18 protein-coding genes are annotated in these 18,957 nt (G+C 40.4%); 2 read left to right on the forward strand and 16 right to left on the reverse strand.

What is annotated here, in order from left to right:
• Nucleotides 1-198: 198 nt before the first annotated feature.
• From hpf to H7T92_RS06525, 3 genes are all read right to left on the reverse strand, one after another.
• Complete coding sequence (hpf, locus tag H7T92_RS06515; protein WP_003010301.1) at nucleotides 199-741, reverse strand: ribosome hibernation-promoting factor, HPF/YfiA family; 543 nt, start codon at nucleotides 739-741, stop codon at nucleotides 199-201.
• A gap of 81 nt (nucleotides 742-822) precedes the next feature.
• Entirely contained in the window at nucleotides 823-1,488 is a 666-nt protein-coding gene (locus H7T92_RS06520) for a ComF family protein (protein ID WP_201037367.1), read from the reverse strand.
• Nucleotides 1,485-2,783, reverse strand: coding sequence for an ATP-dependent helicase ComFA (locus tag H7T92_RS06525; protein ID WP_201037368.1), 1,299 nt, complete (start codon nucleotides 2,781-2,783; stop codon nucleotides 1,485-1,487). The genes H7T92_RS06520 and H7T92_RS06525 overlap by 4 nt, the downstream gene beginning before the upstream one ends.
• 55 nt (nucleotides 2,784-2,838) lie before the next feature.
• Here H7T92_RS06525 and H7T92_RS06530 point away from each other — a divergent pair, with 55 nt between their 5' ends.
• Entirely contained in the window at nucleotides 2,839-3,480 is a 642-nt protein-coding gene (locus tag H7T92_RS06530) for a YigZ family protein (RefSeq protein ID WP_070664862.1), read from the forward strand.
• Between the two features lie 123 nt (nucleotides 3,481-3,603).
• A complete protein-coding gene (gene cysK / locus H7T92_RS06535) occupies nucleotides 3,604-4,527 on the forward strand; it encodes a cysteine synthase A (protein ID WP_003004014.1) in 924 nt (307 codons plus the stop codon).
• A gap of 50 nt (nucleotides 4,528-4,577) precedes the next feature.
• Here cysK and H7T92_RS06540 read toward each other — a convergent pair whose 3' ends face one another.
• The 13 genes from H7T92_RS06540 to H7T92_RS06600 all read right to left on the reverse strand — a co-directional run bounded on the left by H7T92_RS06540 (nucleotide 4,578) and on the right by H7T92_RS06600 (nucleotide 18,882).
• On the reverse strand, nucleotides 4,578-4,943 hold the full coding sequence (locus H7T92_RS06540) for a S1 RNA-binding domain-containing protein (protein ID WP_023920312.1): 366 nt from the start codon (nucleotides 4,941-4,943) through the stop codon (nucleotides 4,578-4,580).
• A 1-nt stretch (nucleotide 4,944) separates the two neighbouring features.
• Nucleotides 4,945-6,345 carry a bifunctional Cof-type HAD-IIB family hydrolase/peptidylprolyl isomerase gene (locus tag H7T92_RS06545; RefSeq protein ID WP_023920310.1) on the reverse strand — a complete coding sequence of 467 codons (1,401 nt, stop codon included), beginning with the start codon at nucleotides 6,343-6,345 and terminating at the stop codon, nucleotides 4,945-4,947.
• A 44-nt stretch (nucleotides 6,346-6,389) separates the two neighbouring features.
• Entirely contained in the window at nucleotides 6,390-7,022 is a 633-nt protein-coding gene (locus tag H7T92_RS06550; protein ID WP_021154562.1) for a response regulator transcription factor, read from the reverse strand.
• On the reverse strand, nucleotides 7,019-8,035 hold the full coding sequence (locus H7T92_RS06555) for an envelope stress sensor histidine kinase LiaS (protein ID WP_021154561.1): 1,017 nt from the start codon (nucleotides 8,033-8,035) through the stop codon (nucleotides 7,019-7,021). Before H7T92_RS06555 ends, H7T92_RS06550 begins: the two co-directional genes overlap by 4 nt.
• The gene (gene liaF / locus H7T92_RS06560) at nucleotides 8,032-8,727 is read right to left on the reverse strand and encodes a cell wall-active antibiotics response protein LiaF (RefSeq protein WP_021154560.1); all 696 of its coding nucleotides are present in this window, start codon (nucleotides 8,725-8,727) and stop codon (nucleotides 8,032-8,034) included. Before liaF ends, H7T92_RS06555 begins: the two co-directional genes overlap by 4 nt.
• Nucleotides 8,728-8,846: 119 nt before the next feature.
• Entirely contained in the window at nucleotides 8,847-10,715 is a 1,869-nt protein-coding gene (pknB, locus tag H7T92_RS06565) for a Stk1 family PASTA domain-containing Ser/Thr kinase (RefSeq protein ID WP_201037369.1), read from the reverse strand.
• Nucleotides 10,712-11,452 (reverse strand): Stp1/IreP family PP2C-type Ser/Thr phosphatase, encoded by a 741-nt coding sequence (locus H7T92_RS06570; protein ID WP_021154558.1) that lies wholly within the window; start codon nucleotides 11,450-11,452, stop codon nucleotides 10,712-10,714. The genes pknB and H7T92_RS06570 overlap by 4 nt, the downstream gene beginning before the upstream one ends.
• A gap of 21 nt (nucleotides 11,453-11,473) precedes the next feature.
• Nucleotides 11,474-12,787, reverse strand: coding sequence for a 16S rRNA (cytosine(967)-C(5))-methyltransferase RsmB (rsmB, locus tag H7T92_RS06575; protein ID WP_023920307.1), 1,314 nt, complete (start codon nucleotides 12,785-12,787; stop codon nucleotides 11,474-11,476).
• The gene (fmt, locus tag H7T92_RS06580) at nucleotides 12,777-13,712 is read right to left on the reverse strand and encodes a methionyl-tRNA formyltransferase (RefSeq protein WP_201037370.1); all 936 of its coding nucleotides are present in this window, start codon (nucleotides 13,710-13,712) and stop codon (nucleotides 12,777-12,779) included. Before fmt ends, rsmB begins: the two co-directional genes overlap by 11 nt.
• An 11-nt stretch (nucleotides 13,713-13,723) precedes the next feature.
• A complete protein-coding gene (locus tag H7T92_RS06585; protein ID WP_070449000.1) occupies nucleotides 13,724-16,132 on the reverse strand; it encodes a primosomal protein N' in 2,409 nt (802 codons plus the stop codon).
• Between the two features lie 63 nt (nucleotides 16,133-16,195).
• A complete protein-coding gene (rpoZ, locus tag H7T92_RS06590) occupies nucleotides 16,196-16,510 on the reverse strand; it encodes a DNA-directed RNA polymerase subunit omega (protein ID WP_003010339.1) in 315 nt (104 codons plus the stop codon).
• A gap of 25 nt (nucleotides 16,511-16,535) precedes the next feature.
• Nucleotides 16,536-17,168 (reverse strand): guanylate kinase, encoded by a 633-nt coding sequence (gene gmk, locus H7T92_RS06595; protein ID WP_003003905.1) that lies wholly within the window; start codon nucleotides 17,166-17,168, stop codon nucleotides 16,536-16,538.
• A gap of 106 nt (nucleotides 17,169-17,274) precedes the next feature.
• A complete protein-coding gene (locus H7T92_RS06600; RefSeq protein WP_049492366.1) occupies nucleotides 17,275-18,882 on the reverse strand; it encodes a ribonuclease Y in 1,608 nt (535 codons plus the stop codon).
• Nucleotides 18,883-18,957 lie beyond the last annotated feature (75 nt).

Here is an 18,957-nt window from a genome sequence, read left to right on the forward strand (position 1 = left end):
TTGTTCAGTTTTCAAAGGTCTTTGTCGCTCTCGCGCGACAACTATATTAGTATATCATGACCTACCCTTACTGTCAACACTTTTTCTCAAAAAAATTTATTTTTTTGAAAGTTTTTAAGTTATATAAAAAATCAGGAGCACAGATGCTCCTGATTCTTCTATAATTTATTTGATGTTTTCAATCTCTTTTTTTGATCTCTATTCTTTTACTTCCAATAGACCGATGTCTCCATCTTCTCTACGGTAGATCACATTTGTTGTGTTATCCTCTGCATCACGATAAATGAAGAAATCGTGTGCTAATAGATCCATTTGAAGGATCGCTTCATCTAAATCCATTGGTTCTAGATCAATTGTTTTTGAGCGAACAACTTTTTCTGTGGTTGCTGCTTCTTCTACAACTGCATCGGTAAACAATTTACCTGCACCAGATTTAATACGATTTTTCTTTTCGATTTTTGTTTTATTCTTACGAATTTGACGTTCAATTTTATCTACAACTAGATCAATTGAACCGTACATATCTTGAGAGACATCTTCTGCGCGCAGTGTGATAGATCCAAGCGGAATGGTTACTTCTACTTTTGCGGTCTTTTCACGGTAAACTTTTAAGTTTACTCGAGCGTCTAGCTCTTGATCTGCCTGAAAATATTTTTCAATCTTTTCGAGTTTAGAAACGACATAGTCGCGAATGGCTTCTGTTACTTCTAGGTTTTCACCACGGATACTATATTTAATCATATTAGTACCTACTTTCTAAACATTATGTTTTTATTTATATGTATATTATAACGCTTTCATAAACTTTTTGCAAATCTTTTTTTACCTTGCGATTGAAAATGTCTTTATTTCTTTCACACCTTTTTCAATTAGTAGGCGCTTCATTAATTCGATTGTTTTGCCCGTTGTGTAGATATCATCGAATATAAGATATTTCTGCTTTTTTGAAACTTCTCCTTTTAATTGAAAGTGTTGAGAGGTTTTTAATCTTTCTTCTCTTGTTTTTTTTGATTGAGCTAAAGTGTCTTCTTTTTGGAATAGACTGTTGTATTTTATCTCTGCAAAATCTAGTATAGTCGAGACTTGATTGAATCCTCTCTCCTTCTTTTTTTCGTGGCTGATTGGAGTCGGTATTATCGTATAGCTTTTATACTTTTTCAAGGCTTTTTTGATGTCATATGCAAATACCATTCCTAATAAACGATCTCCTTCAAATTTATATCGCTTGAAATAGTCCTTCATTGCTGCATTATATCTATATAATGCTTCATGTTCGACCATATTCCCCTTTTGTATCCAGTATTCGCAATCTTTACATACTTTCTCCTCCTTATCTTTATAACATCTAGGACAATGGATTTCGCAAATTTGTTCGAAGTCTTCTTTGCATTCTTTACAAATCCATTCTTCTTGTTGATTCATAAAAATAAGGTCTGTGAAATGTTCACCAGTTTTCAACTCTTTCGTACAAAGCAGACATTCTTTCAAAATCCAGCCTCCTGATTCATTTCCTTTATTTCCTTAACCGCTTTCTTCATTTCTCGTGTTATGCCATCTGATAGAAAAAGTAGTTTACCTGTTGGTCTTTCTTTACTTCGACCGACCCTTCCTGAAATTTGTACGAGGGTACTTTTAGTAAATAATTTATGATTACTTTCTAAAACAAAGACATCTACAAACGGAAAGGTCACTCCTCTTTCTAAAATTGTTGTCGAGACTAGCATGGTTATGGCTCTGTTTCTAAACTCTTCTACCATTCGTAGGCGGTCTGTTGTCTGTGAGGATACAAAACCTACTGTTTCTTTTGGAAAGTATTTTTTTAAGTTCTCAGTAAATTGTTGTCCTAATTCTATCTCAGATACAAAGATTAACAATGGGTAGTGAGTCTGTCTTTGTTTCTTGATCAGTTGCAATAGTTGGTAAGGGATTCTTCCTTTTTCTATTTTTTCTCTAATTTTCGGCACCCATTTTATTTCAGGGACCACTAGTGGGTTCCCATGAAATCTTCTTGGAAGACTATAACGAATGATTTCTTTTTTCTTGACCCTTTTATCTAACTCATCTGTAGAGGTTGCGGTTAAATAAAGGGTATTTCCCTCTTTTTTTATTGCATTCTGAGCTGCTTTATATAAGATTGGATTGTCCACATAGGGAAACGCATCTACTTCATCTATAATAAGGAGATCAAAGGCCTGATAAAACTTTAGCAATTGATGGGTTGTAACGATCACCAAGGGGGTTCTAAAATAGGGTTCCGATTCTCCATGAAGTAAAGAGATGGGGCAGGAAAAATCTTCCTCCATCCTTCCGTACAATTCTATACAGACATCGATTCTTGGGGTGGCAATACAGACTGCTTTTCCTGACTTGATCGCTGTTGCTACAACCTGGTACATCATTTCCGTTTTCCCGGCGCCTGTCACAGCATGAACCAGGGCATGTTTCCCTGCTTTAACTGCTTGGATAAGCCCTTCAGATACCTCTTGTTGATAGGAAGTCAAGGTTCCTTTCCAGTTTAGCACCTCTTGTCCTTCAAAGTCTTGCTGTGCAATAGCATAAAGTTTTTGATCACTCCGGATCCTTCCCAATTGGATACAGGCTCTACAATACAGTACCTCTTCACTTAACTTCCACAGTTTTTGATCAATCAAACTGCCACATCGAAAGCATTGGTACCTTCCATTCTGTTTTTCTATAGCTGGAAGTTCGTAGGCAATTTCTTTTAGATCATTTGTCATTTGACTCTCCGTTAAGAGTCTTCCATAAGAATCTTCTATCTTCATACTTATTAATTCGCAAAAGTTGGAGAAAATCATTCTTTTTTTGTAAAATAAGAATATGGAATATGTTACATTTAAAGAGAACGGTACTGTTCAAGAAGAAATCAAAAAATCAAAATTCATTTGTCATGTCAAGCGAGTCTCCTCTGAAGAGGAAGCCAGAGATTTTATCAATGCCATCAAAAAGGAACACTATAAGGCTACACATAACTGCTCTGCTTTCATCATTGGAGAACAAAGTGATATCAAACGAACCAGTGACGATGGAGAGCCTAGTGGAACAGCTGGGGTACCGATGTTAGGTGTTTTGGAGAATCATCGCATCACTAATAGTTGCGTCGTGGTGACCCGCTATTTTGGAGGTATTAAATTAGGCGCTGGCGGTCTGATTCGTGCTTATGCTGGAAGTGTTGCACAAGCAGTTCGAGAGATTGGACTGGTAGAAATCAAAGAGCAAGTGGTTCTTGGGATCACACTTTCTTACTCCCAATACCAAGAATTTGCTAATTTCTTAAAAGACCATCAATTGGCGGAACAAGATCCGATGTTTACAGATCAGGTAATGACAACGATTTTTGTGGATAAAGAAAACACAAACTCTATCACAGCAGCTTTAGTCGAATTTTACAATGGCAAAGTCATTATTGAGGATCACGGAATTCGTGAGGTTGAAGTACCCCTACTTTCTGTAGAAAAATAATCAAAGAAGCTATCGGCAACGATAGTTTTTTTTTATCACACCCATAAAATTTCTATATTTTACATTCTTCTCGCAAGAGACTATACTTGTTAGTATCAAGAAAACCTAGAACTGAGGTATATTATGGCTATTTATGAAAATATTACAGAATTGATTGGGAACACTCCGATTGTCAAATTGAATCGTCTTGTTCCTGAAGGAGCTGCAGATGTCTATGTCAAACTCGAAGCCTTCAATCCTGGATCATCTGTCAAAGACCGGATTGCTTTGAGCATGATTGAAAAAGCTGAAGCGGATGGCTTGATCAAACCAGGTGATACCATTGTCGAAGCAACTAGTGGGAACACAGGGATTGGTTTGTCATGGGTTGGCGCAGCTAAAGGCTACAAAGTTGTGATTGTCATGCCTGAAACCATGAGTGTGGAACGTCGTAAAATCATCCAAGCCTATGGAGCTGAACTCGTTTTGACTCCTGGAAGTGAAGGAATGAAAGGCGCTATCGCTAAAGCTGAAGCAATCGCTGCAGAAAGAAATGGCTTCCTTCCTCTTCAATTTGAAAACCCTGCTAACCCAGAGGTACATGAAAGAACAACAGGACAAGAAATCGTTGATGCCTTTGGAAAAGATGGTTTAGATGCTTTTGTCGCAGGTGTTGGTACTGGTGGTACTGTTTCTGGTATTTCTCATACTTTGAAAAAGAATAATCCTGCTGTCAAAGTCTATGCCGTTGAGGCCAATGAATCTGCAGTCCTTTCTGGTGAAAAACCTGGACCACATAAAATCCAAGGGATTTCAGCAGGCTTTATCCCAAATACTTTAGACACTAATGCATATGATGGTGTTCGTCGCGTATCTTCAGAAGAAGCTTTCGAACTTGCACGCGCTATCGGTGGAGCTGAAGGATTCTTAGTCGGAATCTCAAGCGCAGCTGCTATCTATGCTGCTATTGAAGTCGCAAAAGAATTGGGTAGCGGTAAAAAAGTTCTTGCTCTTGCACCAGATAATGGAGAACGTTACCTTTCTACTACCCTTTACGAATTTGAATAATTCTCTATATTAAAAAAACTTCGGTAGGTTTCATCAACCTATCGAAGTTTTTATTTTTTTTCTTGTTTGCTAAAGAATACCTTTCCTTCTTTGACCCAGGTCGGCATCTGTTGAGCTAAGGGTGCAAAACCACTCTTGTGGCGGTCATTTGAAAAACGATGGTGTCGAATACTTCGTTGTGGTGTTTCTTCTAGTGTTCTCAGAGAGAGGCTAGCTTTCTTAGAATATTCATCAACATCGATGACTTGGACAAAGACTTTTTCTCCAATTGAAAGAATATCATGAATATTACTTACATAACCACTTCTAATCTCTGAGATATGAATCAAGCCTGTGACACCCGACTCTAGTTCGACAAAGGCACCATAAGGTTGAATGCCTGTAATGGTCCCTTCTAACTTATCTCCAATTTTCATATTAGTCCTCAATCTCGATGGTTTCAATCACGACATCTTCTACTGGCTTATCCATCATCCCGGTCTCAACAGCCGCGATCTCATCCAACACAGCAAAAGAAGCTTCATCCATCAATTGTCCAAATACGGTATGGCGTTGATCTAGGTGAGGAGTTCCCCCTTCTGTCGTATAGATTTCAGCAATTTTTTCAGGCCAGCCACCGCGGACCAATTCCTTTTTCGAATATGGAAGATGTTGATTTTGTACAATAAAGAATTGGCTGCCATTTGTGTTTGGTCCAGCATTTGCCATTGAAAGGGCTCCGCGAATATTGTACAATTCTTTTGAAAATTCGTCTTCGAAGCTCTCCCCATAGATGGATTCGCCACCCATACCTGTACCTGTTGGATCTCCCCCTTGGATCATAAAATCTTTAATAATCCGATGGAAAATGACACCATCATAATAGCCGGACTTAGCAAGAGCTACAAAGTTTGCAACTGTTTTTGGTGCTTGATCCGGGAACAATTGAATGTTCATCTCACCGTGATTGGTTTTGATCACAGCGACAGGACCGTCAACCGTAGCAAGTTCTAACTGTGGTAATGTCAATTCTTTTTCAACCATATTTAACTCCTCTAAGGCATAGAATATGCCATCTTCTTCTAAATTCTTAGTGATATAATCAGCTTTTTCTTGTAACTCTGGAGCAGATTTTCCCATTGCGATACTAATTCCAGCATAATCAAACAGTTCTAGATCATTTAATCCATCCCCAAATACTAAAACATTCTCTGGCTTCAAGCCCAAATGATTTACAAGATGAGAAACTCCTGAAGCTTTTGAAGCTTCAAAGCGAACAACATCTGACGAATGGGGATGCCACGAAACTAGGCGCAAATCCTCTTGCAAAGAAGGGGGCAACTCTAGCTCACTATCCTGTTCATCAAAGGTCCACATTTGGAAAATAGGTTCTTTCAGATGCAGATCTGGATCTACAGGTAAGTTGGGATAAATGATGTCAATAGCATCACTGATCAAGGGTGTCCGATTAGACAGGGCAGCTTGATGACTAGCCACTAACCCATAATCAATCTCAGATTTTTTGGCCCAATCTACAAAAGAAGAAACGATTGCTTCATTGATTGGTGATTGGTAGATCACAGTTCCTTTTGTATCTTCTATATAGGCACCGTTTAAGGTTACCAGAAAATCCGGCTTTAAGTCCATGATTTCAGGAACAACCCCAAAAATCCCTCTGCCGGTTGCAATCCCTGTTCGGATTCCTTTTTCTTTCAACTGATGAAAGACTTCTTTGACAGATTCTGGGATCAATCCAGTTTCTTTTGCACGTAATGTATCATCAATATCAAAAAAGACGATTTTAACTTTTTTGGCTTTATAACGTAATTTTGCGTCCACTTGTCTCCCCCTTATGATCATGCTCTATTATAGCATGTTTCCCTTTAAAAATCTTCTTGATTCACCAGATGGTGTCGGAAGGCATAGACGACTGCTTGCGTCCGATCACTGACTTCTAATTTGGATAAGATGTTGGAGACATGGGTCTTCACTGTTTTTAAAGAAATGAAGAGTTCATCTGCTATTCGTTGATTTTCATATCCTTTCGTCAATAAAGCCAGAATATCTCGTTCTCTAGCTGTCAAATCATCATGCAATTCAGCATGGTTCTTTCGTGACTCAACTTTTTGACTAACTTCTGTCTCAATTGCAAATTCTCCCTTTGCAACCTTTCTGACAGCCTGTAAGATCTCAGTTGCTGACGAGGTCTTTAAAATATATCCTTTTGCACCGGCATCTAAGACAGGGTAAATCTTTTCGTTATCTAAATAAGACGTCAAAATGACAATTTTAGCTTCCGGCCACTCTTTTAGGATGGCTAGAGTCGCATCGATTCCATTTAGCTCTGGCATCACAATATCCATGATGATGACGTCTGGTCTTTCTTTCAGCGCCAACTCCACCCCTTCTTGCCCATTTTTCGCCTCTAAGACTTTCTCAATATCGGTTTGCATGGACAAAAAGCTTTTCAATCCCAATCGGACCATTTCATGATCATCTACTAATAATACTTTCATACAGTTTCCTTTTCATTTTTATCTTTTACAAGGAGGGGAACACGAATATCTACAGCCACTCCCTTTTGAGGACTCGTTCTTATTTTAATGGTCCCCGCCATGTCTTCTACACGTTCTTGAATATTTTTCAACCCATAACTCAATCGTTCCAATTTTTCCTGCTCAAAGCCGATTCCATCATCCACCATCCGTAAATGAAGTTGTTTTCCTTCCTGATGCAAAAAGACATCCATTTGTTGAGCTCTAGCATGTTTCAAGGTATTGCTGACAATTTCTTGGACGATTCGAAATAGATGTTCTTCCATATCTTTTGGAATGCTCACGTCATTATGATGGAAGACAACTGTTAGGTTACTCTTTTCCTTCAATTCTCTAAAAATCATCTCCATCCCTTCTACCAAACTTTTTCCTTCCAATTCTGTAGGACGAAGATGTAAGAGCAAGACGCGTAAATCATTTTGGGCTGTCCCTAGAATATCTGACACACCATTTAGTTGCTGCTGGATCTGACTTTTCTCTAACTCAAGGGCCTGTGCTGCCACTCCAGATAAAATCATATTGGCTGCAAACAACTCTTGACTAACCGTGTCATGTAGATCACGCGCAATTCTCTTACGCTCGATTTCCACAATTTCTTCCTCATTTCGCATCACACGATTTTCACTTTTTTGTAAATTTTCTTCTAGTCGAAGCAATTTGCTGTCCAATAAATCTAACTGTTGATTCAATTCTTTGGGGGCAATTTCTTTTCGCTGTGAAGCAGTCAGGATCGCTTCTACCTTTTGTTGTACTGCATGAACTGTTACAAATTGCGTGATTTTAATAATTAAGATAACCAAAGCCGTCAATGCAAGCGTCAGACTAAAAATCAAAAATAGGAATGATTGAAGCAAGGAAAGATCTGAGAGAAGTTTGCCCCACTGAAAACCAACAAAATGGAAAATGGTATGACAAATGACCGCAACCACCATTAGGGAATAGAAATACAATAGGAGATAGTCTAATTTCTTCATGCGCGAAACACCTCAACATCCCCAACAATACCAACTAACACAATTTTTACAGAACGGTGCGATCTCCGATAATGTGCCGTTTCAATATCTATGGTTTCATTCCTCATTTTACGGACAGGAAGATCCAAAAACTTCAGATCTCCATACAAGGTGTTAATTTGTAAATGCAATTCCAAATCAATCGGTAAGATAATTTTTGTATTTCCAAACCCTTTCCGAATGATCACTACATTGTCCCAATTGCAAATGGCTACCTCCTCTAAATGGAGGGTGTCATTCCCAAAAACTCGGATCACATTCAGATCTCGATACCCTCGACTTTGCTTTGAAAAATGTTGTAAATCACCAATCCATCGAGTTTTTTCCTGACGAATTTTCGTATCCTCTTCAACATCAAACACAACTGCTTCATTTTCCTTATACATATAAGGGTAAGCAATCAATAAACCATAAACCACCGCAAATAAAATGGCTGCAATCACAAAAGGATTCAGCATCACGATAAAAAACAAGAGCACACTCAGCGCGATTAATAGAAAATTCGCTTTTTGTTTGCCAAAATAGTAATACAAAAGGAGCAAAAAGAGAACCATCAAGACAACAAATCTGGAAAAATCGATTGATAAAATGGTGATCGCTGCTAATGTTAACAAAACGGCTTCAACGAAAATAAAAATTTGTATTTTCCACATAGTCTACCTCATCTTTTCCTATTTTATCAAATTTTTCCTCATTTGACTTCCGTCTGTGGGTGGATAATAGCAGACAATCAAAAAGACCCAGAAATCCATCTGAGTCTTAGACTGATTTATTAATCTCCACTAGTTGCACTACTGCTTGAACTTTCTGTATCTGATCGTTCACCAGAGGATGAACTAGATGTATCAGAACTTGATGAGGCTTTCGTACTTGAAGAAGCTGTCACTTTAGGCTCATATACAGTCAAAACAATTCGTGTTCGGTTAATATCCACCGTACTCGAAACTTCTGGAGTTTGACTGACAATTTGACCGGCAGAAACAACTACCCCATCAGGGAGATGTTCTGTTTTTCTTAATTCGATATTGGCTTCTTTAATACCATAGATCTCAATCAAATTACTTCTAGCAAAATCATAAGTTGATCCAACATAGTTTGGCATTTCAATTGAAGTCGTTTCTTTCGCTACTTTCAAAACAATCTTAGTTTTTGAATTCAGAGAATATTGCTCTCCTGGAGCTGGAGTTTGTTCAAGAACTGTCCCTGCAGCATAATCGAAGGTCTCAACTTCTTCAATCGTGATCATTTTGCTTGATACTTTATAAGTATTTTTCAAATCTTCTTCTGCTTTTGCCCGTGTTTCACCCACGTAATTTGGCATTTCAAAGCTGTTTGGTCCTTTTGAAACAATCAAATCAATTCGACTTTGTTCTTTCTTTTGGGCCCCTGCATTTGGATTGGTTCGAATGACGTAGCCTTCTGCAACCGAATCACTGTACTCTTCTTTCTCTTCACCGACTTGAAGGTCTTGTCCCTCAATAACCGCTCTAGCCTCGGCAATGGTTTTGCCGGAAACATCTGGAACTGTTTTATTGGCTGGGCTCATATACAACAAGAAAGTAAAGGCTGCAAGAACTAGGGCAATGGCAACAAACAAGACCTTGTAGCGCGCCCGCAAGCGTCTTCTTGGCTTTTTACTTGGCGCCATGGTCTGCTGATCAGATAATGGTCGATTAGGATCTACTGAACTGATTTCACTGCGTACTTCAGAGATTGGAACAGGAGCCGTTTTTGGAGTTGGACTCACTTTTGGAAGAGTCTTTGTATCAGCTTTCGCTTGGTCTTCAAAAACCAGTTTTTTCTCATTTCTTCTCTCATAGGACAAGCAACTTGAAAGATCCACATACATCTCTGCCACTGATTTATAGCGATCCGTCAGTTTTTTAGCTGTCGCTTTGATCACTACATTTTCTAAAGCTTGTGGAACATTCTTATTTTCTTCACGAATAGATGGGAGTGGCTTTTGAAAATGCTGCAAAGCAATTGTGACTGCACTATCTCCATCATAAGGAATGTGTCCTGTCAACATCTCATAGAAAATGATTCCCATAGCGTAGATGTCACTTTGCACCGTAGCTTTTGAACCACGCGCCTGCTCAGGGGACAAATAATGAACCGACCCCAACATCGAGTTGGTCTGGGTCAAACTAGTCTCTGCAAAGGCCACTGCAATCCCAAAGTCTGAAACTTTTGCTGTTCCATCTGGTGTCAAGAGGACATTCTGTGGTTTTAAATCTCTATGGATAATGCCACGCGTATGGGCAAGACGCATAGCTAGAAGGATCTGCCCCATCAAACGAACAGCTTCTTCATTTGATAAAGGAGCATTTTCTTTGATATAGCGTTTCAAGTCTAAACCTGCAACATATTCCATTGCAAGGTATTGTTGTCCTTCTTCTTCGCCAATATCTGTAATCCGAACGATATTTGGATGGTCCAGCTCTGCCATCGCCTTTGCTTCACGCTGAAAACGCGCAACTGCAATGGGATCCGTCTGGTAATTCGTACGCAGTACCTTGACTGCAACTTCTTCCCCATCTAAAATCAAATCACGCGCAAGATAAACATCTGCCATCCCGCCGCGTCCAATTTGTTGGATGATTTTATATCGCCCGGCAAAAATTTTGCCGATTTGAATCATGCTGCGTCCTCCTCAGTAAAGTGGAGCAGTACAACAGTGATATTATCCAAGCCTCCAGCATTATTGGCAAAACGAATCAAGGTTTGAGCTTTTTCTTCCAGTGAAACATCACTCAAGACAATATCTCTGATTTCATCCGGGCCAATCATATTAGTTAAACCGTCACTATTGATCAAAATATAATCATCTGCTTCAACCGTCACCAAACCATAATCCGGCTCCAACTCATCTTTTTGGCCAATGGACTGAGTGATGATGTTACGTTGAGGATGATGGGCTGCTTCTTCCTCTGTGATTTGACCTGCTCGCAAAAGAGCATTTACAAGAGAATGATCACTGGTCAACTGCTGGTATTCGCCCTGACGAATGAGGCCAATCCGCGAATCTCCAACATGGGCATAAATCACTTGTCCTTCTACAAAAGCCAAAGCTTCCAGTGTCGTTCCCATTCCTTTGTGCTCATCATCTTGCCCAGCTAAATGGATCCGACGGTTCACAGCTTCTAAATGTTCTGCAAACCATTCCCGTACTTGATTAACCGTCTCGATCTCAGAAGAAACCCAAGCCGCACCTAGGTCTGTGACTGCCATTTCACTAGCAATATTTCCGGCACGGTGTCCTCCCATACCATCAGCAAGTAAAACCATAGATTTTCCTGCCTTGTTTTTATATTGATTTGCATAGTCTTGGTTATTTGTCCGTCTTTGACCTACATCGGTTAAGATCGTAATATCCATACTGTCAGTTTCCTCCTGATATTATGAGATTCTCTTAAAACGACTGATAAAGAAGCCGTCGCTTCCATATAATTCGGGTGTAATAAGGATACAATCATTTTTAAGAATATCTTTTCTTTCGTGATCCAATGGGACTTGTTCGAAATTTGGATGGTTTTTCAAAAATTGGTCCACCACTTCAAAATTCTCTTTACCCATAATTGTACACGTACTGTACACTATTATACCACCTTTACGCACACTTTGACAAACACTATCCAGAATGGCCAATTGAATAGCTTGTAAAGATACAAAATCTGCACTCTCTTTATTGTACTTGATATCAGGCTTTCTCCGGATCAAACCAATCCCTGAACAAGGCGCATCCACCAAAATTTTATCGAAAGCATCAGGTCCAAATGTTTCAAAGACTTTTGTCGCATCTAACTTCTTTGTCAAAATTTTGTCCGCAACATGGAGCCGATTAGCATTTTCTTGAATCAATTTGAGCTTATGGTCATAGAGATCCAAGGCTGTGACTTTCCCAGTTGTGAGATAAGAAGCCAGGTGAGTCGTCTTTCCACCTGGCGCCGCACAGGCATCTAAAACCCACTCATCTCCTTGCAAATCCAAAGCCGGTGCCACCAATTGACTGGACTCGTCTTGAATAGTAATGTGCCCTTCTTTGAACAAGGAATGCGCTGCAAAATGTCCCTGTTCTTTCACGAGAGCAGAGGGAGCAAGTAGAGAGGAGGTTGCTTCGAGTAGCTGCGCTAACTCTTCTTTTTCGTCTAGATTAATCACACGAATACTGGATTTATTACGTTGATAGAGACTCTTAAAAATAGCGCCAGCACGTTCTTCACCGTATTCTTCGATCAATGCTTTGACCAACCATACGGGTAGGGAATACTCTACCGAATAACGTTTGTTCTTTCGCTTGATCGTATCAATAGCTGGTAGTCCCTCGCGGAGGAGCTTTCTAAGAATAGCATTGACAAACTTCTCACTGCCTTCTTTACGACGTTTTGCTATCCGGACAGCTTCATTGACGATGGCATGATCGGGAATTCGGTCTAAATAGACAAGTTGATACAAACTCATCATCAAAAGATAATAGAGCCAAGGATCTAATTTCGTCCGGTCTTCAATTACGTGGGCGAGATACCACTCGAGCGTTATCTTCCGTGCTACAGTACCGTATACAACTTCCGTAACAAAGCTTCTATCTTTATCTGAAAGTTGAGAGTGTTCTAGCGCTTGATTTAGGGCAATATTAGAATAAGCTCCCTGCTCAAAAACCTCTTCTAGCACTCGAACGATCTGTTCACGCGCATTCATTTGTTTAACTTCCAAAGTGATCTCCTACTTTCAATTGACGGCCAGCGCCATTCAAAAAGTCTGTGATGGACATTTTTGGTTTTCCTGCTGGCTGCACAACTTTAAGGGACAATGCGCCTTCTCCTGCAGCGACCAGCAACTCTTTTTTGGTCAAAGCAATCACTTCTCCTGGATTTCCATTTCCTTCGCATAGTTCTGCTTCATAGACTTTGAAGCGTTGACCATTTAATAACGTATGAGCGACCGGCCAAGGATTCATTCCCCGAATCTGGTTAAAGACTTGGCGATTGGTTTTGGTCCAGTCCAAAACCTCTTCTTCCGGTAAAATATTCGGTGAAAATGTGACCAAACTTGGATCTTGTGGACATGGCTTGATCTCCCCTGCCAGGTAAGCTGGCAAAGTATCTAGGAGTAAGTCACGTCCAAGGACTGCCAATTTTTCAAACAAAGTTCCCACATTGTCCTCATCTAAAATTGGGAGAGAACGAGCTGCAATCATGTCTCCGGCATCCATTTCCTTGACCATTTCCATAATTGTAACCCCAGCTTCTTCGTCACCATTGATCAGGGCATAGTGAATGGGAGCTCCACCTCTATATTTAGGTAATAAAGACGCGTGGACATTCACCGCAAACTGAAAGTTCTCCAACAATTTTGTCGGTAAAAATTGTCCAAAAGCAGCGGTCACAATTCCATCTGCATCTAGTGATAAGAGAGTTTCCATTTCTGGACTACCCGATAATTTCTCCGGCTGAAGAACTGGTAGTTGATGTTCTAAAGCTACCTGCTTCACCGGGGTCATTCGAATCTCTTTTTTGCGACCTACTTTACGGTCTGGTTGCGTCACAACTGCCAAAATTTCATAGCGCGAATCTGCTAACAATCCCTTTAAAACCGTCGCTGAAAAATCAGGCGTTCCCATAAAAATTAATTTTGTCATTTCTTTCTTCCTTACATAAAACTTTGAGGTTCATTATCAATACTGACACGTAGATCTTGGTTGCCTCTTTCTTGTGTAAATTCTAAGATTTGATTCAAGACCTGAGTCATGCCTTCTTCGAAACGATATTTCACAATGATTTGATAATGATACAAATTATGTGTGCGTGCAATTGGTTTAGGTGTTGGTCCTAAGATTTGGACCTGATCAGATAAGCCAGATCGGAGAATTTCCATGACCTGATGTGACTTCTCCATCACAATTTCCTCACTCTTATGGGATAGGGTTAACCCAACTGTGAAGTAATAAGGCGTATAGCCTAACTGCCGGCGAATCTGCATTTCATAGGCAAAAAAACCTTCATAATCTTGGTCTTTGGCAAATCGAATCGCATAATGATTGGGGTTATAGCTTTGAATGATAACCTCTCCTTCTTTCTCTGCTCGTCCGGCCCTTCCTGCCACCTGAGTCAAGAGTTGAAAGGTTCTCTCAGAGGATCGATAATCCGGTAAATTTAAAGAAGTATCCGCATTCAAGACACCCACTAAGGTCACATTTGGAAAATCCAACCCCTTCGCAATCATTTGCGTCCCTAACAAAATATCCGCTTCTCCATTCCCGAAAGCATCTAATATTGCTGCGTGGCTCCCTTTTTTTCGGGTGGTATCCACATCCATGCGCAGAATTTTAGCTTCAGGAAAGATCTCTTGTAATTCATCATAGGCTTTTTGCGTTCCTGTCCCGTAATAACGAATAGAAGGACTTTGGCAATTTGGACAGTGTCGAGGAATCGCTTTACTATAGCCACAATAATGACAGTTCATGGTTTTAGTATCCATGTGGAGGGTCAGTGAGATGTCACAATTGGGACAAGTATCTACAGTTCCACACTCGCGACACATGACAAAGCTGGAATAACCACGGCGGTTCAACATCAAGACAACCTGCTCTTTTTTCTGCAAGCGATCAGCAATAGCTTCCACTAGAACCGGAGTGAAATTACCAGCTTCATTTTGGCCAATATAATCACGGAAATCAACGACTTTAACTTCTGGAATTTTGGCTGCCGGATTGGCCCGCTGGGTTAGACGAATTAATTCATAAACCCCTTTTGTTGCACGAGCTCGCGATTCTAAACTTGGTGTAGCAGATCCAAGAAGCAAAACTGCTTGATTGTACTGAGCCCTTAGGACCGCGACTTCCCTTGCGTGGTAGCGCGGATTACTATCTTGTTTATAGGATGCCTCGTGCTCCTCATCAATGATGATGGCTCCGATGTTTTTTAAAGGAGCAAAGATTGCTGAGCGCGCTCCAACGACTACCTTAGCCTCCCCACGTTCAACTTTCCGCCATTGATCATACTTCTCACCATTTGATAAGCCCGAGTGTAGAATGGCTACTTCCTGACCAAAACGCGAGATAAAACGGTCTGTCATCTGTGGTGTCAGGGAGATTTCAGGGACCAACATGATAGCTGTTTTTCCCTTATTTAGAACTTCCTGAATAATCTGCAGATAAACTTCTGTTTTCCCACTTCCAGTCACACCCTCTAATAAAAAAGGCTTTGATGTTTTCCCAATTTGAGAAACTACTGTTTCGACAGCTTTTGCTTGCTCTGAATTTAAAAGCAGAGCCTGGGTCTGTTCTTTGCCTTCATAATATGCAGCCGCCCGATTCACTTCTCGTTCTGTTATTTCTAAAACACCCTGATCAATAAAATAAGCCACTACTTCTCGTGAAAATTCCTGATACAATCCTGCTAAGGGTTGCTCCCCTTGCTCTAGTAACAGGCGCTCTTTCAATGCGAGCCTTTTTTTAGCTCTCTCTGATGGTTGAAGTTCTTTTAATCCTTCCAGGTTAACGCGATACCGTTTTTCTGTTTTAATTTGTTTCTTATCCTTGGCCTTGTATTCAAGTAGCAAATCTCCTTTTCTGACCAACCGCATCACTTGGGCTTGATCGGCCGCATCTAGAGAAGAAAAAGAAACTTCATTTTTTTCACCAAAAAGTTTCACTTTGAGAGTGGGATCTAAAGAAGGTTGAGGATACAAAATCTTATCATAACTTGAATTGAGGAGAGAAGGAAGCATGGTTTTTAAAATCGTAATCTTATATGAAAAAACACTTTTTCGTAATTGATCTGCCAACCAGAACTGCTCTTGATTTAAGACCGGAGTGTAATCCAAGACCTCCACAATTGCTTTTAATTCCTCGCTTGTGTCTGCCTCTTCTAAAACATCTACCACAATCCCTTGAATGAGGCGATTCCCTTTACCAAAGGGGACATGAACTCGCATACCTGCCTCTACCATATCCTCAAATTCTGATGGAATCTGATACGAATAGGGTTTATCTGTCTGCATCAATGGGACATCTACGATGACTTTTGCTATCACTTTTTCACCTCCAGCCTCTATCATATGAGCTTTACTTTATCACGGAACCCTTTAAATAGCAAAAAATAAGATTGAGAAGCCCCAACCTTAAATTTTTTCACCATCTTCTTTTTCTTTGGCAATTTGTTCCTTAATTTTGCGCTCTTCTTCTTCTTTGCGAATCCGCTCTGCTTCAATCCGACGACGAAGCGCTTCACGTTTTGCTTCTGGATCCGGGTGAACAACTACGTTCCCAGACTCGATTTCTTCAAGCGCTTGTAATGTTGATTTAACTGATTGGAATTCTTGAGTTGGCACTGCACCACTTTCCAATTCGTGGGCCCGTTTTGCCTCAAGAATGACCAATGAATATTTTGATGGTACTTTGTCAAGCAACGTATCAATAGAAGGTTTTAACATCATATTCCTATACCTAATTTCTAATTATTTATCTCTTCACAATAGTTTGTGTTTTTGGTAACATATCCAGATAATGGCCAATGACACGGTCTACACGGAAATGCTCTGCTTCGATCACACGTTTGACACGCTCTGCAGCAAGAGGAACCTCGTCGTTCACAATGGCATAGTCATATTCACGCATCATGGCGATTTCTTCTTTTGCTTTTTCAATCCGTTGCGCAATGACTTCTGCACTATCTGTCCCGCGACCCACTAATCGATCTTGCAATTCATCCAAATCAGGCGGAGTTAGGAAAATAAAAACTGCATCTGGAACTTTCTTCTTTACTTGAAGGGCACCCTGAACTTCAATTTCAAGGAATACATCGATTCCCTTGTCCAAGGTTTCATTCACATAGGTTAAAGGAGTCCCATAGTAATTTCCAACGTACTCAGCGTACTCCAACATTTGCCCTTGACGGATCAAATCTTCAAATTCTTCACGTGTACGGAAAAAATAGTCGACACCATCCACTTCACCTGGACGTTGTGCACGCGTCGTCATCGATACAGAATACTGAAACTGATTGTCCGAGTTTTCAAAAATTTCTCGTCTAACCGTTCCTTTTCCAACCCCCGAAGGGCCAGAAAATACGATTAATAAGCCACGATCCGCCATGATTTCTCCTTCAATGTCTTTCTATCTAGTGTAACAAAAATCGGCCTAATTTTCAACTGATTTTTTCATTCAAAAAGCTTGAGATGCTAGATCTCAAGCTTTTTGTTTATTTTGCGTAATCGACTGCACGCAATTCTCGAATAACGGTAACCTTAATGTTTCCAGGATATTCAAGATTGGACTCGATCTTCTCACGAATATCATGAGCCAAGATCGTCACTTTATCATCCTTAATTGCCTCAGGGCTAACCATAATACGGATTTCACGACCCGCTTGAAGGGCGAAACTTGTCTTAACTCCTTCAAAACTATTTGCAATTTCTTCAAGATCTTGCAAGCGTTTGATGTAGCTTTCAAGTGACTCACTTCGTGCTCCAGGTCGAGCTGCACTCAAGGCATCCGCCGCAGCGACAATGACTGCAATGACACTTTCTGGTTCCACGTCCCCATGGTGACTGGCAATGGTATTGACCACCACTGGGTGTTCCTTGTACTTCCGTGCCAATTCAGTTCCAATCTCGACGTGACTTCCTTCCACTTCACGGTCAATCGCTTTACCGATATCATGTAAGAATCCTGCACGTCGTGCCAAGGTAGCATTTTCACCCAACTCGCTAGCAATAATACCAGAAAGTTTAGCAACTTCAATGGAGTGACGCAAAACGTTTTGACCATAAGAAGTACGGAATTGCAACCGTCCCATGATTTTCATCAAATCTGGATGGAGGTTTGGCGCACCGATTTCATAGGCAGCCGCCTCACCGTATTCACGAATCCGGTTGTCAATTTCCTGGCGGTTCTTCTCAACCAGCTCTTCGATGCGGGCTGGATGGATCCGACCATCTTTGAGAAGGCTCTCCATTGTCATGCGGGCGATTTCACGACGAATCGGATCAAACCCTGACAAGGTCACCACTTCAGGCGTATCATCAATAATCACATCGACACCTGTCAAACTCTCAAAGGTACGAATATTGCGACCTTCACGACCGATAATTCGACCCTTCATACTATCGTCTGGCAAATGAACGGTTGAGTTTGTTTGCTCAGCAACAAAATCACCCGCCATTCGCTGCATAGCTTGCACGAGAATGTCTTTTGCGATTTTATCAGAACGTTCTTTCACTTCCAATTCAGCATCTCGAATCCGTGAGGCAATTTCTTTTGAAAGTTGCTCTTCCGTCTGACTCAAAATAATGTCACGCGCTTCTCCTTGACTTAGAGCAGCGACACGTTCCAGTTCTTCTACTTTCTTGTGTTCAAGCTCTTCCAGCTGTTGTTCACGCGCATCAATGTGTTTAGTTCTATCTGTAAGACTTTGCTCTTTGTGTTCAAGAGACTGTTCTTTGCTTGTTAAAATGTCGTCTTTGCGATCAAGATTGCTAGCACGTTCTGCCAAACGGCTTTCTAATTGCTTCAATTCTTGTCGTTCTGACTTAAACTCAGCATCGACCTCTTCACGATATTTTCTGGCTTCTTCCTTTGCCTCCAAAAGTGCTTCTTTTTTAAGTGAACTTGACTCATGCTTCGCCTCTTTTAAAATCAAATCGGCTTCGCGTTCAGCCTGTCCACGTAAATTCGTTGCTTCTTGTTCAGCATTCAAAAGGGTGAGTTCCGCAGCTTCTTTTGAAGCTTTCATTTTAAGAGCAGTTCCCACATATCCAATGACTAAACCAATGACCGCGGCAAAAACACCTGTAATAACAAAATTCATGCTTTTACCCCAAATCTATTTAATTAGTTGAATTAAAAATTCTTTTACATTTTACCATAAATTACTAAAATTAAC

The organism is Streptococcus parasanguinis (assembly GCF_016648855.1).
Lineage (GTDB): Bacteria > Bacillota > Bacilli > Lactobacillales > Streptococcaceae > Streptococcus > Streptococcus parasanguinis_L.

What these genes read in the sequence shown, in the direction of transcription:
- H7T92_RS06570 (WP_021154558.1), bottom strand. Translation starts at nt 11,452, where the DNA reads ATGGATATTACGATCTTAACCGATGTAGGTCAAAGACGGACAAATAAC.
- H7T92_RS06550 (WP_021154562.1), bottom strand. Translation starts at nt 7,022, where the DNA reads ATGAAAGTATTATTAGTAGATGATCATGAAATGGTCCGATTGGGATTG.
- pknB (WP_201037369.1), bottom strand. Translation starts at nt 10,715, where the DNA reads ATGATTCAAATCGGCAAAATTTTTGCCGGGCGATATAAAATCATCCAA.
- H7T92_RS06540 (WP_023920312.1), bottom strand. Translation starts at nt 4,943, where the DNA reads ATGAAAATTGGAGATAAGTTAGAAGGGACCATTACAGGCATTCAACCT.
- H7T92_RS06525 (WP_201037368.1), bottom strand. Translation starts at nt 2,783, where the DNA reads ATGAAGATAGAAGATTCTTATGGAAGACTCTTAACGGAGAGTCAAATG.
- hpf (WP_003010301.1), bottom strand. Translation starts at nt 741, where the DNA reads ATGATTAAATATAGTATCCGTGGTGAAAACCTAGAAGTAACAGAAGCC.
- H7T92_RS06555 (WP_021154561.1), bottom strand. Translation starts at nt 8,035, where the DNA reads ATGAAGAAATTAGACTATCTCCTATTGTATTTCTATTCCCTAATGGTG.
- liaF (WP_021154560.1), bottom strand. Translation starts at nt 8,727, where the DNA reads ATGTGGAAAATACAAATTTTTATTTTCGTTGAAGCCGTTTTGTTAACA.
- rpoZ (WP_003010339.1), bottom strand. Translation starts at nt 16,510, where the DNA reads ATGATGTTAAAACCTTCTATTGATACGTTGCTTGACAAAGTACCATCA.
- H7T92_RS06530 (WP_070664862.1), top strand. Translation starts at nt 2,839, where the DNA reads ATGGAATATGTTACATTTAAAGAGAACGGTACTGTTCAAGAAGAAATC.
- H7T92_RS06600 (WP_049492366.1), bottom strand. Translation starts at nt 18,882, where the DNA reads ATGAATTTTGTTATTACAGGTGTTTTTGCCGCGGTCATTGGTTTAGTC.
- gmk (WP_003003905.1), bottom strand. Translation starts at nt 17,168, where the DNA reads ATGGCGGATCGTGGCTTATTAATCGTATTTTCTGGCCCTTCGGGGGTT.
- cysK (WP_003004014.1), top strand. Translation starts at nt 3,604, where the DNA reads ATGGCTATTTATGAAAATATTACAGAATTGATTGGGAACACTCCGATT.
- H7T92_RS06585 (WP_070449000.1), bottom strand. Translation starts at nt 16,132, where the DNA reads ATGATAGAGGCTGGAGGTGAAAAAGTGATAGCAAAAGTCATCGTAGAT.
- fmt (WP_201037370.1), bottom strand. Translation starts at nt 13,712, where the DNA reads ATGACAAAATTAATTTTTATGGGAACGCCTGATTTTTCAGCGACGGTT.